This is a genomic window from Chitinophaga sp. CB10 (assembly GCA_001870995.2).
Lineage (GTDB): Bacteria > Bacteroidota > Bacteroidia > Chitinophagales > Chitinophagaceae > Chitinophaga.
Window position 1 is genome coordinate 595,568 of record MLAV02000001.1, and the last position, 25,537, is coordinate 621,104.

Consider the following 25,537-nt stretch of genomic DNA (forward strand, 5'->3'; position numbering starts at 1 on the left):
ACAGTTATGCCCGCAGCAGCAAGAGCAGGCGACAACCATACCTGCCCCATGACGAATCCGCCTCCCACGCCCACACCGCATACCGGGGGGCCTATAATGCCGCCGGGCACGCCTAATGTGCTCATTGGCGGTATGCCGGCAGCCACGGTAGGCAACATGTGTACCTGCGCAGGCCCGCCGGATAGTATTATCAAAGGCTCCGCCACGGTGATGATCGGCGGAAAGCCAGCTGCCCGTGTGGGCGACAGCACAGCGCACGGAGGCAGCATCACCGTTGGTTGCAACACAGTAATCATTGGCGGATAGCCATTAACGTTAACACCCGGAAAACGCATTCAAATGGAATCTTTAGATAAATCCTTCCTTGGCGCCGGCTGGAACTTCCCGCCCACCTTCCGCCGCGAATGGTATGGCGAGGAAATGGCCGCAGGAGAAGATGCCGTCAGGAACAGCATCGAAATTATTTTGAACACCATTACCGGAGAAAGGGTGATGCTGCCTAATTATGGCTGCAACCTGCAACCCCATGTATTTGACCAGATGAATGTTCCTACGGTGGCAATGGTGGAGAAGATCGTGAAGGACGCACTGGTGTACCATGAACCCAGGATCATCGTGGAAAGCGTGGTAGCCACGCCATTCCAGGAAGAGGGGCGCCTGGAGATCAACGTGGAATATTCCATCATCACCACCAATACCAGGTACAATTACGTCTTCCCATTCTATATGAAGGAAGCGACCAACATTGTACCCTGAGCATTTTCAAATGATTTACCGGACTGCATACCCATGCAGCAGTAAAATATTATTCCGATGAGTAATTGTCATTGTCATACAGAAGTTACCCGTGATGGCTCAGGACAGCTGAACCGCTTCCTGGCGGCACTGGACCCGTCCTACGCCGCAGTCGACGGCCGCAGCATAGAAGACCTCCTGCTTTTCGCTAAGCGACTGGCGGAACAGCTGCGCTTCTACGATATGCCTGCAACGGAAAATCCAGGAGTTACTCCCGGAACCAAACCCTCCTGGGTGGAATTCTTCCGCCGCGATATGGCGGTGCTGGCAGCCGCCGTCACCACTGCCAGGCCGGCAAAGATGAAAGCCGCTTACGACCAGCTCCGTGCTGCAGTCGATAAAGCGCCGGACCAGCATAACTTTGAAGCGCTCTTCCTGCCGATTGTGAGCATAATGGCGCTGATGGATGAATGGTATTCGCTGGCTATCCCGGGAAATCCGCTGCATGCAGACTTACACCTGCTAATCCAATCCACCCTCAGTGAACAGGTGAAAAAAATGATCGCCTACGCGGAAGGCTATCGCACAGTGGATGTGAAGAAAAATATTACGATCGATTTTACAGACATCGAAAACGATGCGGTCTGGAAGGTAGATGCTCCCATCGATGCGGATAACTCCATCTATGAGGGAGATACGCCGGAAGATATGATCCGGCATGCAGCGCTCTATATCGATGATATCTTCCTCAGCTTTTACGGCGCCCTGCAACAACTGGTCAATAACGGGGAAGCCTATATGCAGTTCGCCCTGCAGGAGTTCCCGGCGCATCAGCCGCATATGGGACTGTTCATCGCCTTCCTGCAATTGTTCCGCCTCGTACAGCAGCAGGCCAATGGCATTACCGGCCGTATGCTGGACTTTTATTACCGCGATGTGCTGCACCTGGAAGAAAGTCCCTCTGTACCGGACCGGGCGCATGTCATTTTTGAACTGGCGAAGGACCTAGCTTCCTATGCGGTAGACCCGGGTACTGCGCTCAGCGCAGGTAAAGATGCCGGCGGTAAGGAACAAACCTATCTGACTACGGAAGCGCTGGTGGTCAACCAGGCAAAGGTCAAAGAACTCAAAACAATCTATATCGATAAAGACCCCAATGCAGGGGAGGAGCAAAACAAAATGCTCCGTACGATTTATTCCCGCCCGGTGGCCAACTCGCTGGATGGCCATGGCGCAAAGTTCCTGGATAAATATCCCCACTGGCCTACCTTCGGCCAGGGGCCTACCGTTGCGGAACGCTATAGCGAACGCATTTGCCGGATATTGGATCAACCGCTCCCGGAAGAATACCGCAATGATAAAACCAGTATCGGGTTTGCCATCGCCTCGCCGCAGTTGCTGCTGGAAGGTGGGCGCCGCTTCCTCATCCTGCGCTTCGACGGGCTGAGCAAGTTGATGGAACCTGCCACCCGTGTGCCCTCCCAGCAACCATTCAAGATTTATTTCAGTGGAGAAAAAGAATGGCTGACCGTGGACGTCAGGGATAACTATGGGCTGCCGGCGGTTTATGAAGCGCTTTTAAACAAAGGCGTCTTCCCTGATTCCACACCGGAATATGCCGCTTACTGCCCTTATAAAACGGCTGCCGGCGATTACTGCCTGCTGATCAACCTTCCTATGCAGGCCCCTGCCGTGGTGGGCTTTAAAAAAGAAGTATATAAAGACTTTACATTCAATACCTCCTTCCCCGTGATGCGCATCATGCTGGATCCGGAGCTGAATCTCAGTGCAACGGACTACCGGAACATGGTGGCAGACGGCTTTTCCATAGAGGTGAGGGTGGGTTCCTTACGCAACCAGGCAAGTCCTAACAGTAACGAATATACGGGCCCTTATTTCGATGGCCTTAAAAAGCTGATGATTCAAAATGATTACGGCATTCAGCCAAGCAGTAAGCCTTTTGATCCCTTCACGCTTTATCCGGTAAGAGGAAAATCCTTTTACATCGGCAGCGAAGAGGTGTTCAACAAAGAGCTGAATGCACTGGGAGTCAATATTCAACGTACCGGCGACCTGGCAGGGCTGGGAACCAATGCGGATGTAGCCGTGAACATCCTGGTGGATAAGCAGTGGAAACGGCTGGCCACCCAGGAAGACAGGACGGACGGTAATTTCAGCCAGGTACAACTGAGTCATGATATCCTGCAGGTGTACACCACCGCATACGGCAGCGGTACGCCCGAGCAGATGAGCTATTACCGGGACCCCATCCTGCCTGTTACAGCCTGGGATAATGATACCATCAAAGGCTTCCTGAAAATTACCAACGTGTACAATCCCTCCGCCGGTGGAGGAGAGTTTCCGCCACCGCCGCCGCCACCACAAGAGCTGGCGGCTATGCTGGAAATCACCCAGGTATCCGTTTCCTATGTTAGCCGGCAGCTGGGCCTGGAACGGGGTATCGACCAGTTCTTCCACGTATATCCGTTCGGGGTAGCGGAAATTGAGCTACAGGAAAAACAGTTTGCCGCCAATGGCATGGTGAATTTCAATGACCCGGGCAGTTACTTTGCGAAGGCGATGCTGCATCGCAACAGTACCCTCAACGACCCGATCGACGCGGACCGGGCATTGCTGCCACAGTTTACCTATACCAATCCCTTCGATGTGGCATTGGAGAAAGACAACGGTAACGGTAATGGCGGCTATAACAGCCACCTGGCCGGTAGTTCCGTTGCAGTAAACGCGAAGCGCAACGACCTTGTGATGGCGGAACTCATGTTGCATGCCACCGGTTTAAGCAACAGCAACCGGCTAAACCAGTATTCCGGAACCTGGCAGGAGGAAGGCATGCTGTTTATCGGCCTGGAAAACGTGCAGCCTTTACAAACCTTATCGCTGTTGTTTGAATTTGCGGACGGCACTGCCGAGGATGACGAAACGGACCCGCCGCCCATCAACTGGTCGTACCTGGTGAATAATGAATGGAGGCCGCTTCCGGGCGAATGCCTGGTGAGCGATGGCACCTTTGGTTTTCAGACTACGGGTATTATCAAAATTGATGTGCCGGAAGATATTACGAACGCCAGTACAATTATTACTTCCGGTTTAAGCTGGTTGTGCGCCAGCGTTACCGCCAACGCCAACTGCTTTCCGCACCTGATCAATGTAGTGGCGCAGGCAGCGGAAGTAACCTTCGTGGATCAGGATAATGATCAGCGTCATTTCGATGCGGCATTGCCTGCCGGCAGTATTTCCCGGCTTACGGTGAAAGTGGCGGAAATCAGTAAAGTGGATCAGCCTTTTGCTTCCTATGATGGTAAGCATAAGGAAGTGGGCAGGGAGTTTTACACCCGCGTGAGCGAGCGGCTGCGCCATAAAGGAAGGGCCATCACCAGCTGGGATTACGAACACCTGGTACTAAACAGGTATCCTTCCATTTATAAAGTGAAAACAATCCCGCATACAGATCCGGATTGCATCTGCTGGCATGCGCCGGCGTCAGTAAATCCGAACGGGGAGCCGCTTTGCTGCGAACCGCAGAAAGCCCCGGGGCATGTGCTGGTAGTGCCGCTGGCTAACCTGAAAAACCGCACGGCATTGAATCCCCTGCAACCTAAAACAAGCAGGCGCACCTTGCTGGAAATAGAGCAATACCTGCAGCAACGCACTTCCCCATTTGTAAAAGTGCGGGCGAGAAACCCGTTATACGAACAGGTGATGGTAGCCTTCCGGGTACAGTTTACCGACGGTACGGATAAAGGTTATTACCTGAAAAAGCTGAATGATGAAATTGTGCGCTTCCTGACGCCATGGGCGTTTGACGAGGATGCCGTGCCGGTATTCGGCCAAAAGGTGTATGCCTCTAACATTATCAACTTTATCGAAGAACGCCCTTATGTGGACTTCATTGCGGATTTTGCCATGTTCGTTTGTAAAAAGGATTGTTGCCCTTCCGATGGGCGCATTGTAACGGACAGGGCTCCGGACGATGACCTGGGTAAGGGGCTCCTGGAGGCGCGGAATTGTGATGACGTGGAAGCTGCTTTGCTTGCTTCGACTGACTTTACAGGCGTGGTAGTAGCGGTACCGTCTACGCCGCGCTCCATCCTGGTATCTGTACCAAAGCACATCATTATTCCCTACAAGGCAGCGCCGGTGCTTTCGCCCTGCGAGCAAAGGAACCGCCCCGCCCCGGCGGAGGTGGTGAACGTGGTAACGGCGGAGGATTACTCCCGGTTGAAGGCTACCGCTCCGGATGTGAATATGGTTAAGGAAGCGGGTGCGGTAACGGCGGTAGGTACAGCAAAGGAAGCGGGTGCGGTGAAAGACGCGGGTACAGCAACGGCTGTACGTACGGCAAAGGAAGCAAATACGGTGAAAGAGGGGAATACAGTAACGGTTGCAGGTACGGGAAAGGAAGCAAATACGGTGAAAGAGGCAAATACAGTAACGGCTGCAGGTACGGCAAAGGAAGCAAATCCGGTAAAGGACGTAGCAACCACCCCAACGGCCACGCCTCAACGGAATACCGCAGACGATGCGCCTAAGGCCCCGCCGAAACCAAAGGGCCGCAAAGCCGCTACATCTCCCCGGAAAAAACCTAAGCAATAACATTCGATCAAGCTTAAATCAGGACTCATGGACGCTCCAGTTTCATTAATAAAAGCAAACCCGCTGCAACCCGCTGAAGATTATGTACACCTTCGCAGGGAGGGTATCAAACATATTGAAGCGCTTTCCAGTGATATCTGGACGGACTACAATTTCTCCGACCCCGGCATCACCATCCTGGAAGCGGTATGCTATGCCATTACAGACTTGGCTTACCGTAATGGGTTCGACATAGCGGACCTCCTGGCGCCGGAACAACTCGCAGATGATACCTGGCAAAATATTTTCTATACAGCCCGGGAAATCCTGCATAATGCGCCGCTCACCATCAATGATTACCGCAAGTTTATCATCGATGTGAAAGGAGTGAGGAACGCCTGGATTGAACCGGCCAAAGAATATGAAGTGCCGGTATGGGTGGATTACAACACCGTATCCCTGGAAGATCATCACTGCGGCTGCAATGAGGACGGGCCGGAACCCAGGCTCTGTTACGGCAAACTGGGCACCATTCAGCAGAGCAATGACCAGATACGGGAAAACCGGCAAAAGGCTGCTGATGCAATGAATGAGCGCAACGCCGCCATCATGAAGGATTCCCAGCAGTGGGAAGCCCTGATCACGAAAAATACAGCCCTGTTGAGTAACCCGGATATCGACCCCTATACGAAATCCACCCTGGAAGCAGAAATTCAAAAAGCGGAAGCACAGATTGAAAAGAACAAAGCGGTAATGCGACTGATTAAAACAGCGTTGGAATTTTTAGCGGCCGCCAATCCGGTGACGCCGCCAAAAATAGTGGAACTGGAAGGCCTGTATAAAGTCATGATCGCCTATGAAGAGGATGTGCTGGCGGAAGACCAGCGGGAGGAAGTGCGGCAACAGGTGATGGACCGCCTGCTTAAAAACCGGAACCTCTGCGAGGACTTCCTGTCCGTTGATACCGTGGAATATGAAGATGTAGGCGTACACGCCGCCATAGAACTGGACGAAGCGGCAGACCCGGACCAGGTAGTGGCGCAACTGTTTTTTACGATCTATAAATATTTCACGCCTTCGGTGCCTTTCTATACCATTGAACAGATGCAGGCCAAGGGCTACCTCATTGATGAAATATTCGAAGGCCCGCCGCTGGAACATGGTTTCATCGACAATAAAGACCTGGATAAAACTTCCCTGTACCGCGATATCCGTTTATCCGATATCGTGAATGAAGTGGCGGACATCCCGGGCATCAAGGCCATTAACTACCTCCACATCCCTGCAGATGAAAATCATAACGGCGATCCACGGGAGTATTTCAACGAATGGGTAACGCTGCTCGGCGCCGAACGTAAAATAGCCCGGGTAAAAACGGCTTTGTCCATAGTGGTTTGCTGTAAACAACGGGAGATGTTTACCTACAACCTGGGTAAAGACGCTGACCGTAACCCGGCCCGCATGAACAAACTGTTTGAAGACCTTAAAAAACTGGAACGTACCTATAAGCTGCAGGGGCAGCAGGTGGATTTCAAAGTGCCGGTAGGCGAGTATATGAACCTGGAAGATTACTACCCGGTTACCTACTCGCTTCCTATGTATTACGGCGTGAGCGACAGGGCAGGACTGCCGCCCGAAGCGGATCAGCCAAGGCAGGTGCAGGCCTTGCAATTGAGAGGATACCTCCTCTTTTTTGAACAACTGCTGAAGGAACACCTGGTACAGCTCAATCACCTGCGCGACCTCTTCTCTTTTGATGATGAAGTGCCGCATACCTACTTTACAGGCGTAGTGAATGAATTGGAAAAACTCTCCGAGCTGCTGATGAACCCGAAGAACCTGCCGGCGGACCAACCGGACGCCATCGTGCAGGACTTTGCAGCAGTCCTGCAGCTGATCACGGAATCTAATGAAACCTTCCTCGAAAGGAGGAATATTTTCCTGAACCACCTCCTGGCAAGGTTCGCGGAAGATATGAGCGAATACGAAACCATCAACGGCTGGATTGCCCCGGAAGACCTGGCTACGCGCATGATGCACGATAAATCCAGGGTGCTGAAGAATAAGGAATATATCAAAATCAGCAGCAATCGGGGCAAGGGGTACAATTATTCCAAACAGGAAATATGGGATACCCGCAATGTCAGCGGTGCGGAACGGAGAGTGGGCCGGCTGCTGGGATTCAATAAGATTTCCCGCCGTTCGCTTACGCCGGAATCCCTGGTGGTAGAAGCTTCCATGATACAGGACGAAAAAAACAAACAACAAACCTGGGAGGTGAATAAACGTAATCAGCACCTGAACATCATTAAGCTGGTGGATAAAGAACATAATAATAAAGTGCTGCTGACCAGCGTAAAGGTGGTCGATGGCTGCTGTACGGATCTGTTACTGGGAGATATCATTGCCAATGCGGATATACGGTTACATTACCAGTTTCATGATGAACTGAAACAACGCAGCCGTAAAATAGCCGGGCAGCTGGGTTCTTTCTGGTTTGAATTATATGACGGCCCGGATTTTAATAATGCAGTGCTGCTGGCAGTCAGCGAGCGGTATGATACCAAAGAGGAGAGGGAAAAGGCCTTTCAGCGTATCCTGGCGCTCATTGCGCAGGTAAATGCCAATGAAGGAATGCATGTAGTGGAGCATATTTTACTGCGGCCGCGTTTGGATATACTGATGGATGAAAGCGATCCTCCCCGGCAGGATGATGCCAGCCTGCTGGACATCTGCCTGAATCCCTGCGACCTGGGCATTGGCCTCGGTGAAAACACGGAGGACCCCGACTATTGGAAAAAGATTTCCCGGGTGCCGGCAGATAAATGCTATGATAAAATGCCCTGGATACTTGAGTACTTCCGCAACAGGCTGAATAAAACTACCAATGTAATGGAGCCGCTCTCCGTGCTGTTCCAGGATACCTTCCCGGACGGCAAGCCGCCGAAAATGCTCAAGTTCCGCTCTTATCCGCTGATGGCGCAACGCATCCGCGACCTGCAGCAATACGGATCCGAACGGGTCAATTACGTAATTGAAGACAATGGAAAGGATGCTTCTACCGGCATAAAATATCGCTTCAGTATCCTGGGCGATAAGAAAAAAGTGCTGGCCAGGAGCAGCTTCCTCTACAATAAAAAAACACAGCTGCAGGAGCAGCAAGGCGTACAGATCGATGATGATATCGAAGATGAAATCAAAGGCCTGATCATATACTTTGGCTATATGATGGATTGGTACTGCAAAGCTAATCCCTGCGATAACAATGAAGATCCGTATTCCTTCCGGGCAACCGTTTTGCTGCCCTGCTGGCCGAAACGCTTCCGCAGCGAAACTTATCGCCATTTCGTGGAGAAGACGATCCAGACGGAGTTCCCGGCGCATGTCGTGCCCAGGATAGAATGGGTGGGCATCAGCCAGATGCAAAAGTTTGAAGAGGTGTACAAGGGATGGCTGCTGGAAATAGCCCAGACGGAAATGCCGGGTTATGAAAAAACGGATCCGCTCGTGGATACGCTGAATCACCTGACGCCATGTGGCTCCTGTGAAGAAGATTGCAGTCACGATTAATACCTGGTCCATGCCACGACACCTTATCAATAAACTGGAATTCGAACTGGCCTGCAAGGATGAAATGCTGGCGCTGAACCTGCGTCATAACTTCACTACCACCTTGCAGGAACAGGTAACGGAGGTAATAGATAAAGTGTGCTCCAAATATGCAGGCGATGGCGTGTACCTGCGGATCGATAAACTGGAGCTGGACCTCGGCACTATGACGCCTTTCGGATTCCGGGAAGATGTTGAGAAGGTGCTGGAGTACAAGCTGGAAGAAGCATTGCGGCAAAAAACAGGGGCAATGGCTGTTGGCGGTGCTGCCGCATCCGGCTTTTTTGCCGACACCTCGCCGCTGGCATTGCTGCAATATTTCCTGGTCAACGGAAGGCTTCCCTGGTTTGCAACAGGGGAGGTGAATGGCGTCGCCGGACTGGTAAAACAGGTGTTAGCGGAGCAGGCGCAGGACTTCAGCCGGTGGTTGCAAAACGCTGCGCCGGAGCAGGTCTGGTGGCGGATCGCCTGGCAAGTTCCCGCTACCATGCAAGGGCAAATTATAAGTTTGCAGCCGTTATCAGCAGAACTGCTGGCAGCGGCAAAGGAAACGCTCAACCAATTGCACGGGCAGCTCCCTGAAAATTTAAAAACAAGCAATAATGAGTTGCCGGAATTGTTAACGCCTTCCCTGTTGAAGCTGGTACTCATGCATGTGCCGGCATCCAGGACAAGGCCGCGGCAGGAGCTGGTATACAAAATCCTGTACCAGCTCCTTGCGAATGCGGAAGCTACGCTGCCGGATCAAACCAGGGAACAATTAATACGCGGATTGCCGGCCATTTCCGGTATATCCATGCTTGTTAGTAAGGATCATAGTGAGGAACTAACCACATCAGGCAATTTACCTGCGGAGCTTCCTTATGAGGAACTGCTGGAACAATTGCCAATAGACGACCCTTCTGCAACGGCAGCAGAGAAAGTACTGGTATCCACCGCAGGGCTGGTGTTATTGGCTCCTTTCCTGACAAAATTTTTAACGGTGCTGCAATGCTGGGATGCGGAGAAGAAGGAGTGGATCAGCCATGCCGCCCGCTTCAAAGCTATACACCTGCTGCATTACCTGGCCACCGGCGATACGGCGGCGGAGGAATATGCCTTGGCGCTGGAAAAGGTCATCTGCGGTTTGCCGCTGGCAGCGCCGGTTCCGGCGGACGTGATACTGGAAGCTTCGGAAAAGCAGGAGGCGGATGATTTGTTGCACGCCGTTATCGGCCACTGGCCCATGTTAAAGAATACCACCATCGCAGGGTTAAGAGGTAGCTACCTGCTGCGGGAAGGATTGCTGGCGCAGCAGGAAGATGGCTGGCTGTTGCAGGTGGAACGCAAAACCCTGGACGTCTTACTGGATGGGGTGCCATGGGTATATAATACCCTGACTTTCCCCTGGAACAAATACCTCATAATGGTAGAATGGTAAAAGCACAATGATCATGAACGAACAGAACGAAATAGTGCGTATTACGGAAAATGCCGCCTGCCTCACCAGGGAAATCAGCTGGTTTATGCAGGTGGTCAATACCCGCCTGGGTGAGCACTTTGGCCAGCAGGAAGGGGAGAGCGGCAACGGGCAAATGCTGCCGGATGCGGCCTCCATTCCACCGCCGGACCTGAGTGAAGACCAGTCCGTATATGCCACCTTCGCCAATTATTATAAGTTAACCCGGGAGGAACGCCTGTTGCTCGTACTTACCATCATACCGCATGTGCAACCGCAACTGCTGGACGTTTTTTTTACAGTGAACAAATCCCTCGGACGGGGCTTTACTGAATTCGGTGGCGTAAAGGGAAACCGCCACAGCGGATTTATCCCAACGATTGAAACGGCATTGTTTGTGATTGCAGGCACTGACCTGGCGTTGCGTTTTATGCTAAGCGGTTTCTTTGAACCGGAACATATTTTCTCCGCGCATAACATCATCAGCATCGAGGCGGGTAACGGAGAACCCTTTAACAGCAGCACCCTGACCTTGTCGAACGAGTACGTGGATTTTTTTACGGTGGGCAACCTGCGCAAGCCGCAGTTCAGCACTGATTTCCCTGCCAGGAGGCTTACCACCAATATGAATTGGGAGGACCTCGTGGTGGATGACTACACGGCAAAGCAGCTGGATGAATTGCGGATTTGGCTGCAGCATGGTCAAACTTTGTACCGGGAATGGGGGATGAGCAAAACGATCAAGCCAGGTTATAAAGCCTTGTTCCACGGGCCTCCCGGCACCGGCAAAACGCTGACGGCGGCGCTCTTGGGAAAGATGTACCAACTGGATGTGTACCGGGTGGACCTCTCGATGGTCGTGTCTAAATACATCGGGGAGACGGAAAAGAATTTGGAAAAAGTTTTTACCCGCGCAGAGAACAAGAATTGGATCCTGTTCTTCGACGAAGCGGATGCTTTGTTTGGGAAACGTACCACGGTTTCGGATTCCCATGACCGTTATGCGAACCAGGAGATTTCCTACCTCCTGCAACGCCTGGAAGAATATCCAGGCCTGGTGATCCTCGCTTCCAATATGCGGAACAACGTGGATGAAGCTTTTGTGCGTCGCTTACAATCTATCATCCATTTCCCGAAACCTCAACCAAGGGAGCGGCTGCGGTTATGGAACGGCGCGTTTAGCAAGGCTTCCCTGCCGCCGGCAGCCAGCGCGATGGAAAAGATTGCGCAGCAGTACGAATTATCGGGCGGCGCCATCGTCAACGTGGTACATTATGCTTCCTTGATGGCATTGAACCGGAATGGCAACGAAATAACGGCGGATGACCTGGTAGCAGGCATTCGCAAAGAATTCAGGAAAGAAGGTAAAACCATATAAATTTTTATTTATGGCCGAACATACTACAGCTGTAGCCGATACCAAGGTGACGCCGGCAGCGGAGGCTGTGAAGGCTGATCTTAACAGCGCGGCTGAAATGCAAACGGAGGCCGCGGAATCGACCTGGTTGCCGCTGCAATTCAAATTGAGCCTGGGCGCGGTGGATGATCCGCAGGAAGCGGAAGCGGATGCCATGGCCGATAAGGTCATGCGTATGCCCGAATCTCCTGTGTCCTTCAGTGCGGGACCAGTGGCGGTGCAACGTAAGTGCGCTGCCTGTGAAGCGGCTGAAAAGGATGAAAATATACAGCGTAAATGTGCGGACTGTGAACAGGAGGAAGCAGGTGAAGTGCAGCGTAAAACGGAAGACGGACTGGTGATTCGCCGTTGCACTGCCTGTGAGGCCGGGGATAAGGAAGAAAAAGTACAACGCAAATGCGCCGCGTGTGAGCAGGAAGAAGCCGGTGAAGTGCAGCGTAAAACGGAAGGCGGGCTGGTGATCCGCCGCTGCGCTGCGTGTGACGCTGCGGATAAAAAAGCATCCCTGCCGCCTGCATCGCTCGCTTCCACGATCCGCAGAAGTAGTAACGGAGGGGGAGGCAGCCAGGTAAGCAGCGCGGTAAGCGATAGCATTGCTGCAACACGGGGAGGCGGGACTGCGATGGCATCCCATACCAGGGAGTTTATGGAGAGCCGGTTTGGTACCGATTTTTCCGGGGTGCGCATTCATGACGGCAGCTATGCAGCCAGCCTATCCAGGGAACTGAATGCCCAGGCATTTACCATTGGTAACGATATTTATTTCAATTCCGGAAAGTACAATCCCGATACAAGCTCCGGCAAGCGCCTCCTGGCGCATGAGCTGACGCATACCCTGCAGCAATCAGGTGGCGGAAAAAATGTTGACCGGAAAGTAATCCGGCGTGTAGCGGAGTATGCTACGCCCCAGGATGTCGGCACTTCCCGTACTATTGAACTGCCGGCAGAGCGAAGAGATAATGTGACTATAACGCCAAGGATTACACGACAACTGTCGCAGTGCGAATGCCGGCAGGGAAGTACTTCGGAGAGAACGGGCTGGTTCACGAATCCTGACCTGAATAATTTTGTTATTGCGTTCTCCTATTGCCGGCGGGATTTGCGTTCCGATACCTATGTACAATTTGAAAGTCAGGCTAATGATTGGCTGAATGGCCGCGGTGAGCCGGAAGGAACGGCCTCCCTTGGTTCGGACCTCACATTTCGCGGGGGCGGCCTCACACACCGCATCTCTTTATTGGGCCGGTTGAGCAATGAGGGCAGTGGTACGGGGCCGGGCTCCATTTCATCCGGTTTTTTAGGCCGGGGCTTGGGCCTTGATCTGAATTTCGGATTACCCAGGATAATGGGCCTGCCTACGAGATTGCAATTAGGCGGTGATTACATGTTTTGGAATCTCCCTCCCGGCATCAGAAATCCGCATGAGTGGTCCGTTAGGGGAGGCATTTCCCTGGGACGATGGACCATAGGCGTACCAACAGGAAGAGTAGGAGATCAGGGGCAGGATTTTATGGTGACGCTGGATTATGGCCGGGATACCACGCCCGAAGTACCTCGTTGCGAACGCCGGACCTGTATTTGTCCGCCGCCACACAGGATCTATACCTGTGACAATTTGCAGCAGGAGGATGATACCCCTGCTCCTGAGCCGACGCCTTTGCCGGATCAGGATATCCAGCATTACTTTGAATGGAATTCAACCCAGGAGCCCACTGGCGAGCCAGACCTGATATCCGCCAACCAGGCCAACCTGGCAGAGGTAGTGCGGCAGGTGGCCGCAGGCTCCACGATTGTAAGCATACGGGGTTATGCTTCACCGGAGGGCGGGGAACGCGCTATTAATGAAACGCTGGCCTTGAACCGTGGCGTAGCATGGAGAAATTTGATACGTGCGCAGGTGCCTGCCGGCACCTCGTTGCCGGTGGATATAGGAAGGGGCGAGCTGTTAGGCGCAGCGCCTGCGCCTGAACCAGGCAGCCACCTGGTGGATGTGATCAGGTCGCATGGCTTCCAGTCCGCCGCTGAGTTAACCGGGCATTTGATTGGCGCGGAATTTTCCAACCGCGACCTTAGCAACGAATTCCTGGGTTTATTCAGGGAGGTGACGGACCGCTCGCAGCGGCTCACGCTGTTCGGCCTTACGGAAGCTTCTCCACTGGCCAACCGTGTCATTGAATCGGTAGACCAGTTTGTGGCAAATAATGGCCGTGGCCGCAGGCCCTGGGAGCGCATCTTCCAGATGTTCCGGATGGCAACGGTGAAATTACGCCCGCCATTGCCGGCGAGGGGCCCATCCACACCGCATGCTGCGGTGACGGTACCGATTACGGGGGCTGAATGCGATCGCAGGCAGCAATTGGCAGAATCCAGGCATCTCTTTGGTCCGCCTACACGGGTGCATAGAAGTGATTCCGATGCGCTGGCGGAATGCGAAAGGTTCTCTCTTGGTGGGGCGCCTGTGCAAGGCTGTAATTACTCAACCGCCCGGGGCGCGCAGGAGGTAAGACAGCCGGAAGAACCCATACCGGCGCCGGATATTGCGCCTGTTCCGATTGGGCCGCAGCCGCAGCAACAAACGCCGCCACAGGGGCCGCCAGCCACGCCGCCGTTACAGCGGCCTCCTAACTGATGGGCTGTATGGGGTTGGAGGGTGTCATGCCTTTCAGGTAAAGTTCCTGGTGCAGCGGCCACTTAACTGATAGGTTGTATAGGTCTTGGAGGGTGTCATGCCTTTCAGGTAAAGTTCCTGGTGCAGCGGCCACTTAACTGATAGGTTGTATAGGTCTTGGAGGGTGTCATGCCTTTCAGGTAAAGTTCCTGGTGCAGCGGCCTCCTAGCTGATGGGCTGTATAGGTCTTGGAGGGTGTCATGCCTTTCAGGTAAAGCTCCTGGTACAGCATCCTCCTAACTGATTACCATCAAAGGAACTTTAGTCTTATACGCCAGCTGTTTGGTAACGCTTTTATGAAACAGGTCCTGCAGGAAACCGTATTTGCCCGGCAAAGCCAGCAGCAGGTCCGCGTGATTGGTATCCGCGAAGGTGAGTATATCTTTGGCAGTATCGTTGTGTTTTATGGTGTAGTAGGAGATATTATCAATATGCAGTAATTTCTGAATGTCTTGTTTTGCCGCGTTGAGGTGTTGATCTTCGCCGATGTAAAGCACATCGAGATGGGCATGTACCTTGGCGGTAAAATCCATGATGGCGTTGCTTTGCCGGCTGAGCAGCGGTTGCCGGCGGTTATAGGCAAACACTACCTTCTTCAGCGGGGAGTAGGCAGCCGTTTCCGGAACGATGATGATAGGAACATGGATTTTTTCCGTAGCGGCGAGCGTATTGCTGCCGATCAGCGCCTTTTGGATGCCGCTTTTACCGGTGATGCCCATGACTACGAGGTTGATGCTGCGTACATCAATGATTTCCTGCATGCCTTCCAGGAAGGGCAGCTCGTCCGCCTCGCAGCTGACCGTGGTAGTAGCAGGTGTGACGTGTGCAAATTTTTCCTTGATTTTGGTCAGTTCCTTAAAAATGCGCTCCCGGAAGGCCGGACCGTCTTCCGGAAGTATAGGCATCGGGACGCCGGAGATCTGCAGGACGTTATAGGAGTGATACAGGATCACATCTGCCCTGGTATGCTGCGACGTAAGCTGGAGCGCATAGCCGGCGGCATTGATGGAGGTTTCGGAGAAGTCTGTCGGAACTAGTATTTTCATATTATAAGCGTGATTTTGAAAATAGTCAGCGCCTGCAGTGTTAATTGCAGGCGCTGCGGGTCACAACAGATGAAACAACGTACTGTATCAATATCTGGTCACCAGGGCTATTCCCTGATAATCTTTCAGCAGTCCTTCCTCCACAAAGATAGCTTTCCCGCTCTTCTGCAGCACTGTTTCCAGGATGGGTAGCAGCACGTCATAGGAGAGGTCTTTATTGTCCGTTTCTTCCGGATGAAGGGTAATGCTGCCATCGTGGATGGTGCCCGGCCGGAAGAAGTTACTTTCCACGTACAAGGTGTCGGCACTACCGTCTACGGCTGCACGATAAATATCGGACAGGTCCGTGAGCAGGCGTTGCTGGGATTGTGCCGTGCTGATGGCCTCCCTGGCTTCCTCTTGTTTTTGGGCCTGTAATGCTTTGAGTACGGGTTCGACTATACGCGGAATTTCGTGGTCAACCGTATCGTCATAGCCGCCATGAATCGTACCGGTTACGATGCCTTTGATATCCATTTGTTCCTGGTAATACGCCAGCATTTTCACATCGCCGAGCAGGATCACCGGCAGCGGATTTTCGTTGTAGTATTTTTTGAAGCGTTTGTCCGCCACGTTGAAGAACTCCTTGATGAGGTCGTCCGTAACGGAGTCCTGCTGCAGCTTCATGGGATCCGTAGTAAAGTAGGTAGTGTTTTCGAATGGAAAATCTTCGTTATGCACTTCCCGGATCAGCGAATCGTTATCAGCTTCGAGGAGCCGGATTTTATGGCGACTCACCGTAATGGCGTAATAATGGGTGGCATGCTGCATTGCTTTGAGCAGGGGCCTGATTTCAAATCTTTTCCCGATAATGATCCTATCTGTTGTAGGAACCGGGAGGTTATAAATTCTGCCGAAATTTTCGGAAGCATAAATAACAAGGCTATCCAGGTTGTACTGGTGGTTAACGCCTGTCTCCAGTTCTTTGATCTTTTCTACAATCGGCCACACGGTGCGTTTATCGTACAGGTCGTACAACTGTTTTTCAGCAGTGCTGACCAGGTTTTTAAGGTTAATGCTATCGCGTTTATTGTCCGGATGGGTACGGTGGGTAGAAACAAGGACGGTAACTGCTGGTTCGCCGCGAAGTTGACTCAATTGTAATACATCTTGTGCTTGCATATCATTTCGCTTTTGGTGGTTTAACAAAGCTAGTGGTTGTAAAGTTCACCAAAAATGAGCCCCGTCATGACCTGGCTTGATAATTATCATGTCAGGCTGACTGCATGCTGGCAATGCCTTTGGCAGTAAGGTATGGATAAAAGAAGCTGCTGAGCATGTTCACATAATGCCGGATTGCTTTCTTGCCTTTGAGGCCGGTCTTGATTTCGTTATGCGCCAGCCAGAAGTCGGCGTAGATATACATTTGCGGAATGAGGTCCTTCCAGACCTGCTCTGGTAGATCGTTGCGGAAAATGCCATGATCGCGGTAGGCTTTGAACATACGGCTGAACTGTACTTCGCGTTGCGCGTCCATGTTATTGTAACGGGTTCTGATCTCCGGCACTTTCTGGATAACGGCCACGAAGTGCAGGAAGAGGAAGCGGTATTGATAGCAGATGTCGAAAAATACTTCCGCATCCAGCAGCAGTTGCCGGAAGCTGGGGTGGGCAACTTCTTCGGCACGGGCCATGGCGGCGTCCATAGCAGCGGTGAGCTGGTTGAACAGCGCCAGGATAATTTCTTCCGTGTTTTTGTAATGGTATTGGAGGTTGCCGTGGCTGATATTTATTTCTTTGGCGATGTGCCGGATGGTGATCGCATCGGTGCCTTGTTCGTTATACAATTTCAGTGCTGCGGCGAGTATTTTCTCCTTTGTGGTCATATTTTATTTGGTTAGGGCAAATGTACTATTTTTTAAGAAGATGGATTGTATGTTATTATTTTGATATATTTATGCATAATTCCTTAATTTTATGCTGTTTATTCATTAGTTTCACTCATAACAGATGAGTGTTGGCAGTGAATGAGTGATTATATCCTATGTCCCTATGAGGTTTATCCTGTTTATGTTTTTTGCTTTGAAGGCGATGACTGTTTGTGGCCAGGCGGTCCCGGCAGCGTCATCTGCAAAAAAATATGAAACGGAGTTCAAGATGCAGAACGGGAGTTACCTCGGGTTTAGCCAGGTAAATTTAAGTTTGGGAGAGATAGGGTTCCAGGTGGAGGTAAATAAAACGACCAAAGACAAAGGTTCCAAGTTGGAATTCCGGATTGACAAGCCCAAGGGAAAAATCATTGGCACCCTGGAAGTTCCTTTTACCGGCGATACCACCTATGCGTTGAAGCTGGTGGGAAATTTAAAACATGCCGAGGGGGTGCATGACCTTTTTATAGTCGCCCGCGGCAGTTCTTCTTTCAGTATTGTAGCTTTTTCCTTTATTTGGAATTACTGATTAGCATATGGCCGGCATGGCCAAGGGCAGCTCTTTACTCCTAGTTTTGTTGCGGCGCAGTGCTGTAGCCTTTGTGTTACCTGGAATTACCGGGTATTTTTTGCGGGTATTAATGAATAATCTTTCCGGGTATTTCCGCCTGTCTCCAATTTTTTTTAAAATTTAATTTTCACTGCTGACATACTGTTGTCACAAACCTGTTTCAATTTTGTATTGTTATCATTACAAACCGATTAAAACCTTTGAATTATGTCTACAGCAACTATGAACGCAACCCGTCCCATCATTACCCCTGAAGAGTTATTAAAGTACTGGCAAGGCCATCGCGGGTTGACCCGTCGTGTGATCGAGGCATTTCCTGAGAAAGAGTTATTTGAGTTTTCAGTAGGCGGCATGCGTCCGTTCAGTGCGCTGGCATTGGAAGTGGCCGGTATTGCTACCGGTGTGGACGGCCTGGCTTACGGCAAATGGTCTACCTGGGCAGAGCTGGAAGCCTCCCAAAAGGATATTAATACCAAAGAAAAGCTCCTGGCTTACTGGGATGCCGTAACGGAGAAGATCGACAAGGAATGGCCTGCGCTGACCGTTGAGCGATTCAATGCCATTGAGAACTCCTGGGGTTTTTATGAAGGTCCGGTTCGATCCCTTCTGTTCTACTTCATCGATAATGAAATTCACCACCGCGGACAAGGGTACGTGTACCTGCGGGCCCTGGGAATTGAGCCGCCTCATTTCTGGGAACACTAATCACTAACTGCTCAATATCAGCCACTATGAACATGGTGGCTGATATTTTATTTTAGAAAGATTTGGAGAATTCAAAAGTTTGCGTATTTTTGCAGCCCTGAAACACAATATCAGAGTTGCCCAGATGGCGAAATTGGTAGACGCACTGTGTTCAGGTCGCGGCGCTCGCAAGGGTGTGCTGGTTCGAATCCAGTTCTGGGCACTATAAAAGGTTGTAAGTCAAGCACTTACAACCTTTTCTGTTTTTGGTCAATTCTGTATCCCGTGAATTACCCTGCGTGTACCCGCACTTTCGTTGATACAAGGTTGACACACTGAAGGACACACACTTCTCAGTACGGCCATGTTCAAATAAAACCGCCAAAAAAGACCAGGCCCAAAAAATGATATAGGATTTGAGCCTCTTCCGCTCAATGATGGAGGCGCTGTGCAGTACAACCTTTAAAACTAAGTACAGGCGTTTCCCGTTATGCCAAATGGTCCGGCATAGCTAACGCTCATGCATAAATCCGCAAACGCCGGCGCACCGATATTTTACTTACATTGTGATACACGATAAATACACCTTATGAAAAAAGTTACAGGCCTTGGCGGCATATTTTTTAAATGCAGTGACGCCGCTGCAATGAACGACTGGTACGCCAAAAACCTTGGCATCCCGGTTTCTGAATACGGCGCTATGTTCAACTGGCGGGATGCGGATGATCCCGAAAAAAAGGGCGCTACCATCTGGAGCACCTTCCCGGCGGATACCAAATACTTCGAACCTTCTACCAAAGGCTTTATGATTAATTACCGGGTGGAGAACCTTGAAAAATTGGTGGAAGAACTGAAGCAAAACGGCGTAACGATGGTAGACGAAATCAAGACGTACGATTACGGGAAGTTCGTGCATATACTAGACCCGGAAGGTAATGCCATCGAACTGTGGGAGCCTGTGGATTAACCATTATGCCGTTCACCTATAAATCCATTTACTATGTCATTCCAGGGATACCTCGACAATATCCAAAAGCTTACCGGTAAAACGCCTGCCGATTTCAAAAGCCTGGCGGATAAAAAAGGCTTTACCAGCAAGGGCGTATTGAAGCCGGAAGTAAAAGCCACACAAATTACCGATTGGCTGAAGGAGGATTTTGGATTAGGACATGGCCACGCCATGGCTATTTACGCACTGCTGAAAGGCATTAAAAAAGAGGGCAGCAAATGACCGCTTACTTAAATCCTTTCAGCTCTTTCATGTACGGCTTCCTGCCGTCATTCAGCACATCAATCACATTACGCACGTCCTTTTTCTCAAAAAGACGGATCAGCCAAACGCCGATTTTCAAAAAGCCGCGGTTGTGAACCAGGCTGTCTCCTAATCCGGCAATCTCTTTATCCCGCTGTAAAATGAATTCCCCGTAGGCTTGCCCCTGCCTGAGCGCCAGCGCTTCGGCAAAGCACCAGGAGCCATCCCTGGCGTTGGCCAGGCTGAACTGCACCAGCATGGAGTTGGAGGTAGTGCCCCTGAAACCCAGTATGGACATAAACGGCGATAAGAGGTTTAGCTGGCTGATCACCCCATAGGTAAGGGAAGATAAAATCAGGTTGATGTTATTGTAATCCACTCTCAGGTTGTCAATATCCCCATCGGCAATTTCGCAGGTAGCAATGCCAAGGTCCAGGTTGATGTGCGCATTCATGCCCAGCAGCAGGTGCTGCAAGATAATGCAGGAGCGCTTTTTAGCAGCGGTAAACGCTACTTCCCAGGATTTGGTGACAGGTTTCCCCTGCTGCCATTGATCATAGGCGTGGAAATAACGATTGGCAAACTGCACATCCAGCCGTGCAATGTTCACCCCATCGCCGAACTGCCCTGCGGCAATGCCTTCCTTAACTTTCAGGGTTACCTTGTAGTAAAGCGCGGCAAAATACCCGCAGCGGTCCTTGTGTTGAATGGAGTGGGAGATAATTGCTTCCAGCCTGGCTATGACCTCGTCCAGCGTATTGGCCAAAATGGGGGTAGGGGACATGTTGGAGTATTTAATGGATTGTAAATATTGGCTGAATTTACTGATTATTCTTTTCATAGGCCGATGCCTTTTCCGTCGCGGCATTAAATCTCTTCCCCCATCTATTAAACAATTTTTTTAAAAAAAATTGCCGGCATCCCGACCGTTTTGCAGCGCTCATTCGTCAGAATGAAAAAGCATGCATTATGGAAAATTTAAAAAACAAGGTCGCCGTGGTATTTGCGGCATCCGGACAGGTGGCGGGGGCAGTGGCCCGCGGTTTTGCGCAGCACGGCGCTACAGTCTATGTTTCTGCCCGCAAGCTGGAAGCGGCGGAAAGGTTGGCCGGGGAAATCAATGCCGCCGGAGGCAGGGCGGAAGCGGCGAAAGTGGATGCGCTCGATGAAGCAGAGATCGACGCCTTTATCCAAAAAGTAGTGGCTGAGAATGGCCGGCTGGATATGGTTTTCAATGGTATCGGCACATACTACAAAGATGCCGGCAGCGGTACGCCTACGACCATGGCCACTTTTGAGCAATTCCTGCTGCCGTTGCAACGGATCTGCGGGTCCCAGTTCCTCACATCCAGGATCGCCGCCAGGTACATGATACAAACGGGCTCCCGGGGAACCCTGCTGCAGTTCAGCGCTTCCATAGCCAGGAGTAAGACCCCTAACATGGCCGGATTCGCCGCTGCGTGCGCCGCTATTGAAGCGCTCACCCGGGTGATGGCCGCGGAGTTTGGTCCGCATGGCATCAAATCCATCTGCATCAGCTCCGGCGCATTGCTGGAAACGAATAAGATGCAGGAAATGATCACTGATTTTTCCGCAGCAATGGGTATCTCCAGGGAGGAGATGACTGCCCGCTATACCCGCTTCGATATCCAGTCCACCCTGCCAACGCTGCAAATGCTCGGGGAAACGGCTGCATTCCTCGTTTCCGGTAACGGGACGGCGTTTAACAGCCACATTGTTGATTTTGACTGCGGAAAACTCAATATATTATAATAAGTTTATAGGGGGGCGGCATTTGCGCCGCCTCTTTTTTCATCGCTAATTTTCACAAAATGGAAAGTAACGAAACCCTGCAGCAGGCCATGGCAGGCAATATTAACGCCTTTCAAACCCTGTTTGCCGATTTTCAGCAGCCGCTCAAATCCTACCTGTACCGGCTGCTGACGGATCGTAATGATGTGGACGACCTTACGCATGATACCTTCATCAAAGCCTTCGATAAAATTGCTACGTTCAGGGGAGAATCCTCGCTGAAAACCTGGGTTTTTCGTATAGCCACGAACCTGGCATACGATCATCTCCGGAAGTTGAAGCGCTGGCCGGCCAACGCGCAGGACCAGGGCGCCGCTTTAGCCATTGGCAACAGGGATATCTCCGGCACTTTCCGGGTGGTGCATCAGCACTATCCCGCCGGCGCTTACGACATGATGGAACATATCGATTTCTGTTTTACCTGCATCGCTAAAACTTTGCCGATCGAAAACCAGGTGGCGCTCATACTGAAGGATATGTATGACTTTTCGGTGAAGGAGATTTGCCAGATACTGGATAAATCGGAAGGAGTAGTGAAACACCTGCTCAACGATGCCAGGGGAACGATGACGGAGATCTTCGATCATCGCTGCGCGCTGGTGAATAAGAACGGGGTTTGCGACCAGTGCAGTCAGCTGAATGGGATTTTCAACCCCAAACAGGACCAGCAGGAGCAGCGGATGAAGCTGGAGTTGGTAAAAGCTTCCGGGCGATTCAACCGGGATGCGCTGTTTGAGCTGAGAGCCCGGCTGGTGAAGGCGATTGATCCGTTGCAGAGCAGCGGGGCGGATTTGCAGGATATCATCATGCGATGTACGCGGACTTCCATCGGCGAGGTGAAAGACTTTTTTGATCCTGATCCGATGATGCAGCTGCCCGGCCGGGAGAAATCCTGATGCTATTACCTTCCCACGCGCTGCCTGTTTCTCCGGGCCCGGCAGGTGGCGGACTATATCGCCAAAGTAGCCATTGAACGCTACGGGAAATATATGTATTTTTAGCCCGGACTGCAACGCGGTCTGGGCTATTAAATCCGGATCAATCACACATGGAACAGGCAAATTTTCCTTCGAATTCATTATATGAACTCTATCAGCAACTGCACCTGCCGGTGCACCTCATTGATACTACCACCGGCTTTTCCATCTTCAACCTGAAGGACGTAGGCTTTGAACTGCCCTACCAGTCCGCCTCTTACAGGCCCAACTTTTTTTCCTTCCTCTTCGTGAAAGACGGCAAGGGGAAATACACCATCGATGAACATACCTTCGAAGTACAACCGCATTCCATCTATTTCACGAACCCCAGTAACTACCGCACCTTCAGCTGGGAGAGGGTGGAAGACATCTTCCTGATCACCTTCGACGAAACATTCCTCAAAAACTATATCAGCCAGCAGATCTTCGAAGAGTTCCCGTTCCTGCTTACAGAAACCGTACGGCCCAAAGTGGTGACGGATGAATACTACGCAGCGTTAACGGCCATTTACCTGCTCATCAACGATAATTACCGCAGCGATTCACCGGTAAAGTTCAAGGTAATCGGGCACCTGCTGGCGGCGCTGCTGCTGAAGATCAAAGCCTACTTCTGGGAGGATTATAATCCTATATATGAAGGTAACCGCAGCTCGCAGATCGTTATCGCGTTTAAACGGCTGCTGGAAAAGCATTACCGGGACCTCAGCGCCGGCAAGGCAGACGTGGTGTACCGCGTGCAGGATTACGCCAATGCCCAGCAGCTGCATCCTAACTACCTCAGCAACGTTATTAAAATAAAAACAGGAAAGCCCATCGCTACCTGGATCGCGGAAAAGAGCACCGCCGAAGCGAAATCATTATTATTAAACGGGAACTTGTCCATCAAGGAGGTCGCCTACAAGCTGGGCTTTACAGAACCGGCCCATTTCAGCACTTTCTTCAAAAAACATACGGGTTTAACCCCCGTTCAGTACCGCAAACAGCATCATCTTTAAAATTTGAAAGTCTTCCTGTAATTCTCGAAACAATCAGGGGGCATACCCGGTCTATCTTTGTATCATCAAACAAAACAACAACAAACACAAAAAAAGATAGACCATGAAAAATTTATCAGCTAAAGTAATCCTCGTAACAGGCGCCTCTAAAGGTATTGGCGCAGAAGTAGCTAAAAGACTCGCCGCTGCACAGGCAAAAGTAATCGTTAACTATGCCGGCAGTAAGGCAGATGCGGAAGCGGTAGTGGCGGATATTATCGCCAACGGCGGCGATGCCATCGCTGTACAGGCGGACGTGCGGAAGCCCGCTGAAGTGAAAGCCCTCTTCGACCAATCCATCGCGCACTATGGCCGTATAGATGTCCTGATCAACAATGCCGGCGTTATGATCACCAAAACCATCGCGGAAACTACCGATGAAGAGTTTGACCGGACTTTCGACATCAACGTGAAAGGCGTATTCAACACCCTCCGCGAAGCCGCTACCAGGCTGGCCGATAACGGTACGGTACTCAACATCTCCACTTCCGTTAACCGCCTCATGATCCCTGGTTATGGCAACTACGTGGCCTCCAAATCAGCGGTGGAACAATACACCCGCATTTTTTCCAGGGAAGTAGGCCACCGCGGTATCAACGTCAACTCCCTTTCTCCCGGACCTACCGCCACTGCGCTCTTCCTCGACGGTAAATCCCAGGAAACCATCAACCGCCTCGCCGCCCTCAACCCGTTCAACCGCATTGCCGAAACAGACGACATTGCCAATGTAGTGCTGTTCCTCGTGAGCGATGATGCGAAGTGGATCAATGCGCAGAATATAGGCGCAAATGGCGGTATGGCCTGATAAGCTTTCTGATCAACAAGTTTGAACCAGTTATAATTCAAGACGTATGAATCAGGTGAGGCCTGATGTTAAAATTGTAACTCACCTGGTTTCCATTTTTCACCTCTTCATCACCATCTAAACGCATGAACTCCTTACATAACAAAACAGCCTTAATTACAGGTTCCGCCAGGGGCCTCGGTAAAGCCATCGCGGAACGCTACGCCGCCCTCGGCGCCAACATCGTCATCAACTATTCCCGGGATAAAGCCTCTGCGGAGGAAGTAGTATCCAACATCACGGCCATGGGCGCAAAAGTGATCGCCATCCAGGCGGACGTGAGCAAGGTCTCTGAGATAGAACGCCTCTTCAGCGAAGCCATCCAGGCATTCGGGAAGCTGGACATTGTAGTGGCCAACGCCGGTATTGAAATGGTGGAAACACCCGTGACGGAATTCACGGAAGAGCAGTTCGACCGCCTCTTCAGCATCAACACCAAAGGCGCTTACTTTACCATGCAGCAGGCGGCCAAACTCGTGCAGGACAAAGGCCGCATCATCTACATCGCTTCCAGCACCACCGCCTTCCCCGTGCCGGGCATGGCAGTGTACGGCGGCAGCAAAACCACGCCCCGCTACCTGGTGGATGTGCTGGCGAAGGAAATCGGGCATAGAGGCGTTACCGTTAATTCTATCATCCCGTTTGCCGTGGATCATTCCGGCATCTTCGCAGAAGAGGGCAGCTACCCGGAACTGCGGCAGTCGCTGATCAGCAGCTGCCCCATGGGGCGGCTCGCAGAGGTGGAGGATGTGGCTAATATTGCGGAGTTTTTCGCCAGCGAGCTTTCGTCTTTTGTGAACGGGCAGCATTTGCTGGTGAATGGCGGCGCTAACCAATAACCCTGTAGCAACATCGCTTTCGTATCTGAAGCAGGATAACCGGCCATGGCAGCTACTTTAACGGGCAACTTTTGCTAATCAACGGCGGCGCTAACCAATAGGTCCTGCAACC

At 51.5% G+C, this 25,537-nt stretch carries 20 protein-coding genes and 1 tRNA gene; 17 read left to right on the forward strand and 4 right to left on the reverse strand.

What is annotated here, in order from left to right:
* Positions 1-6 precede the first annotated feature (6 nt).
* Genes BOC67_RS02440 through BOC67_RS02470 form a run of 7 tightly spaced genes read left to right on the forward strand, consistent with a single transcriptional unit; the run spans position 7 to position 14,421 of the window.
* Complete coding sequence (locus BOC67_RS02440) at positions 7-306, forward strand: PAAR domain-containing protein (RefSeq protein WP_291906827.1); 300 nt, start codon at positions 7-9, stop codon at positions 304-306.
* A 33-nt stretch (positions 307-339) separates the two neighbouring features.
* Positions 340-756, forward strand: coding sequence for a GPW/gp25 family protein (locus BOC67_RS02445; protein WP_291906829.1), 417 nt, complete (start codon positions 340-342; stop codon positions 754-756).
* A gap of 57 nt (positions 757-813) precedes the next feature.
* On the forward strand, positions 814-5,349 hold the full coding sequence (locus tag BOC67_RS02450) for a hypothetical protein (protein ID WP_291906831.1): 4,536 nt from the start codon (positions 814-816) through the stop codon (positions 5,347-5,349).
* A 27-nt stretch (positions 5,350-5,376) separates the two neighbouring features.
* Positions 5,377-8,898, forward strand: coding sequence for a hypothetical protein (locus BOC67_RS02455; RefSeq protein ID WP_291906834.1), 3,522 nt, complete (start codon positions 5,377-5,379; stop codon positions 8,896-8,898).
* A 10-nt stretch (positions 8,899-8,908) separates the two neighbouring features.
* A complete protein-coding gene (locus tag BOC67_RS02460; protein WP_291906836.1) occupies positions 8,909-10,357 on the forward strand; it encodes a contractile injection system tape measure protein in 1,449 nt (482 codons plus the stop codon).
* 13 nt (positions 10,358-10,370) lie between these two features.
* Positions 10,371-11,753, forward strand: a complete 1,383-nt coding sequence (locus BOC67_RS02465; protein WP_291906839.1) for an ATP-binding protein — start codon at positions 10,371-10,373, stop codon at positions 11,751-11,753.
* A gap of 10 nt (positions 11,754-11,763) precedes the next feature.
* Positions 11,764-14,421: a DUF4157 domain-containing protein gene (locus BOC67_RS02470; RefSeq protein WP_291906841.1), complete on the forward strand. Its 2,658-nt coding sequence runs from the start codon at positions 11,764-11,766 to the stop codon at positions 14,419-14,421.
* Positions 14,422-14,696: 275 nt separating this feature from the next.
* Here the strand turns inward: BOC67_RS02470 and BOC67_RS02475 are convergent, their stop codons facing one another.
* The 3 genes from BOC67_RS02475 to BOC67_RS02485 all read right to left on the reverse strand — a co-directional run bounded on the left by BOC67_RS02475 (position 14,697) and on the right by BOC67_RS02485 (position 17,370).
* Positions 14,697-15,506: a universal stress protein gene (locus BOC67_RS02475; RefSeq protein ID WP_291906843.1), complete on the reverse strand. Its 810-nt coding sequence runs from the start codon at positions 15,504-15,506 to the stop codon at positions 14,697-14,699.
* 87 nt (positions 15,507-15,593) lie between these two features.
* Entirely contained in the window at positions 15,594-16,667 is a 1,074-nt protein-coding gene (locus BOC67_RS02480; RefSeq protein ID WP_291906845.1) for a hypothetical protein, read from the reverse strand.
* Positions 16,668-16,758: 91 nt separating this feature from the next.
* The gene (locus BOC67_RS02485) at positions 16,759-17,370 is read right to left on the reverse strand and encodes a TetR/AcrR family transcriptional regulator (protein WP_291906849.1); all 612 of its coding nucleotides are present in this window, start codon (positions 17,368-17,370) and stop codon (positions 16,759-16,761) included.
* Positions 17,371-17,641: 271 nt separating this feature from the next.
* On the opposite strand from BOC67_RS02485, the gene BOC67_RS02490 reads away from it, so the two are divergent.
* The 5 genes from BOC67_RS02490 (at position 17,642) to BOC67_RS02510 (ending at position 19,898) form a co-directional block, all read left to right on the forward strand.
* Complete coding sequence (locus BOC67_RS02490; protein WP_291906852.1) at positions 17,642-17,941, forward strand: carbohydrate-binding protein; 300 nt, start codon at positions 17,642-17,644, stop codon at positions 17,939-17,941.
* Positions 17,942-18,190: 249 nt separating this feature from the next.
* Positions 18,191-18,688 carry a DinB family protein gene (locus BOC67_RS02495; protein ID WP_291906854.1) on the forward strand — a complete coding sequence of 166 codons (498 nt, stop codon included), beginning with the start codon at positions 18,191-18,193 and terminating at the stop codon, positions 18,686-18,688.
* A 118-nt stretch (positions 18,689-18,806) separates the two neighbouring features.
* Positions 18,807-18,890 (forward strand) — tRNA-Leu (locus BOC67_RS02500).
* 366 nt (positions 18,891-19,256) lie between these two features.
* Entirely contained in the window at positions 19,257-19,634 is a 378-nt protein-coding gene (locus BOC67_RS02505) for a VOC family protein (RefSeq protein WP_291906856.1), read from the forward strand.
* A 33-nt stretch (positions 19,635-19,667) separates the two neighbouring features.
* Positions 19,668-19,898, forward strand: a complete 231-nt coding sequence (locus BOC67_RS02510; RefSeq protein ID WP_291906857.1) for a DUF4287 domain-containing protein — start codon at positions 19,668-19,670, stop codon at positions 19,896-19,898.
* Positions 19,899-19,902: 4 nt separating this feature from the next.
* Here the strand turns inward: BOC67_RS02510 and BOC67_RS02515 are convergent, their stop codons facing one another.
* Positions 19,903-20,760, reverse strand: coding sequence for a DUF5995 family protein (locus tag BOC67_RS02515; protein ID WP_291906858.1), 858 nt, complete (start codon positions 20,758-20,760; stop codon positions 19,903-19,905).
* A 128-nt stretch (positions 20,761-20,888) separates the two neighbouring features.
* On the opposite strand from BOC67_RS02515, the gene BOC67_RS02520 reads away from it, so the two are divergent.
* The 5 genes from BOC67_RS02520 (at position 20,889) to BOC67_RS02540 (ending at position 25,425) form a co-directional block, all read left to right on the forward strand.
* The gene (locus BOC67_RS02520) at positions 20,889-21,692 is read left to right on the forward strand and encodes an SDR family NAD(P)-dependent oxidoreductase (RefSeq protein ID WP_291906860.1); all 804 of its coding nucleotides are present in this window, start codon (positions 20,889-20,891) and stop codon (positions 21,690-21,692) included.
* A gap of 59 nt (positions 21,693-21,751) precedes the next feature.
* Complete coding sequence (locus BOC67_RS02525; RefSeq protein ID WP_291906861.1) at positions 21,752-22,627, forward strand: RNA polymerase sigma factor; 876 nt, start codon at positions 21,752-21,754, stop codon at positions 22,625-22,627.
* Positions 22,628-22,779: 152 nt separating this feature from the next.
* Positions 22,780-23,703 carry an AraC family transcriptional regulator gene (locus BOC67_RS02530; RefSeq protein WP_291906863.1) on the forward strand — a complete coding sequence of 308 codons (924 nt, stop codon included), beginning with the start codon at positions 22,780-22,782 and terminating at the stop codon, positions 23,701-23,703.
* Positions 23,704-23,806: 103 nt separating this feature from the next.
* Positions 23,807-24,547, forward strand: coding sequence for an SDR family oxidoreductase (locus tag BOC67_RS02535; protein ID WP_291906865.1), 741 nt, complete (start codon positions 23,807-23,809; stop codon positions 24,545-24,547).
* Positions 24,548-24,672: 125 nt separating this feature from the next.
* Positions 24,673-25,425, forward strand: coding sequence for an SDR family oxidoreductase (locus BOC67_RS02540; protein WP_291906867.1), 753 nt, complete (start codon positions 24,673-24,675; stop codon positions 25,423-25,425).
* Positions 25,426-25,537: the final 112 nt, after the last annotated feature.

Coding starts and splice junctions, on each gene's coding strand:
- BOC67_RS02520 (WP_291906860.1), top strand. CDS start 20,889: ATGGAAAATTTAAAAAACAAGGTCGCCGTGGTATTTGCGGCATCCGGA.
- BOC67_RS02455 (WP_291906834.1), top strand. CDS start 5,377: ATGGACGCTCCAGTTTCATTAATAAAAGCAAACCCGCTGCAACCCGCT.
- BOC67_RS02440 (WP_291906827.1), top strand. CDS start 7: ATGCCCGCAGCAGCAAGAGCAGGCGACAACCATACCTGCCCCATGACG.
- BOC67_RS02470 (WP_291906841.1), top strand. CDS start 11,764: ATGGCCGAACATACTACAGCTGTAGCCGATACCAAGGTGACGCCGGCA.
- BOC67_RS02490 (WP_291906852.1), top strand. CDS start 17,642: ATGCAGAACGGGAGTTACCTCGGGTTTAGCCAGGTAAATTTAAGTTTG.
- BOC67_RS02450 (WP_291906831.1), top strand. CDS start 814: ATGAGTAATTGTCATTGTCATACAGAAGTTACCCGTGATGGCTCAGGA.
- BOC67_RS02505 (WP_291906856.1), top strand. CDS start 19,257: ATGAAAAAAGTTACAGGCCTTGGCGGCATATTTTTTAAATGCAGTGAC.
- BOC67_RS02515 (WP_291906858.1), bottom strand. CDS start 20,760: ATGAAAAGAATAATCAGTAAATTCAGCCAATATTTACAATCCATTAAA.
- BOC67_RS02445 (WP_291906829.1), top strand. CDS start 340: ATGGAATCTTTAGATAAATCCTTCCTTGGCGCCGGCTGGAACTTCCCG.
- BOC67_RS02525 (WP_291906861.1), top strand. CDS start 21,752: ATGGAAAGTAACGAAACCCTGCAGCAGGCCATGGCAGGCAATATTAAC.
- BOC67_RS02495 (WP_291906854.1), top strand. CDS start 18,191: ATGTCTACAGCAACTATGAACGCAACCCGTCCCATCATTACCCCTGAA.
- BOC67_RS02530 (WP_291906863.1), top strand. CDS start 22,780: ATGGAACAGGCAAATTTTCCTTCGAATTCATTATATGAACTCTATCAG.
- BOC67_RS02535 (WP_291906865.1), top strand. CDS start 23,807: ATGAAAAATTTATCAGCTAAAGTAATCCTCGTAACAGGCGCCTCTAAA.
- BOC67_RS02480 (WP_291906845.1), bottom strand. CDS start 16,667: ATGCAAGCACAAGATGTATTACAATTGAGTCAACTTCGCGGCGAACCA.
- BOC67_RS02475 (WP_291906843.1), bottom strand. CDS start 15,506: ATGAAAATACTAGTTCCGACAGACTTCTCCGAAACCTCCATCAATGCC.
- BOC67_RS02485 (WP_291906849.1), bottom strand. CDS start 17,370: ATGACCACAAAGGAGAAAATACTCGCCGCAGCACTGAAATTGTATAAC.
- BOC67_RS02465 (WP_291906839.1), top strand. CDS start 10,371: ATGAACGAACAGAACGAAATAGTGCGTATTACGGAAAATGCCGCCTGC.
- BOC67_RS02460 (WP_291906836.1), top strand. CDS start 8,909: ATGCCACGACACCTTATCAATAAACTGGAATTCGAACTGGCCTGCAAG.
- BOC67_RS02540 (WP_291906867.1), top strand. CDS start 24,673: ATGAACTCCTTACATAACAAAACAGCCTTAATTACAGGTTCCGCCAGG.
- BOC67_RS02510 (WP_291906857.1), top strand. CDS start 19,668: ATGTCATTCCAGGGATACCTCGACAATATCCAAAAGCTTACCGGTAAA.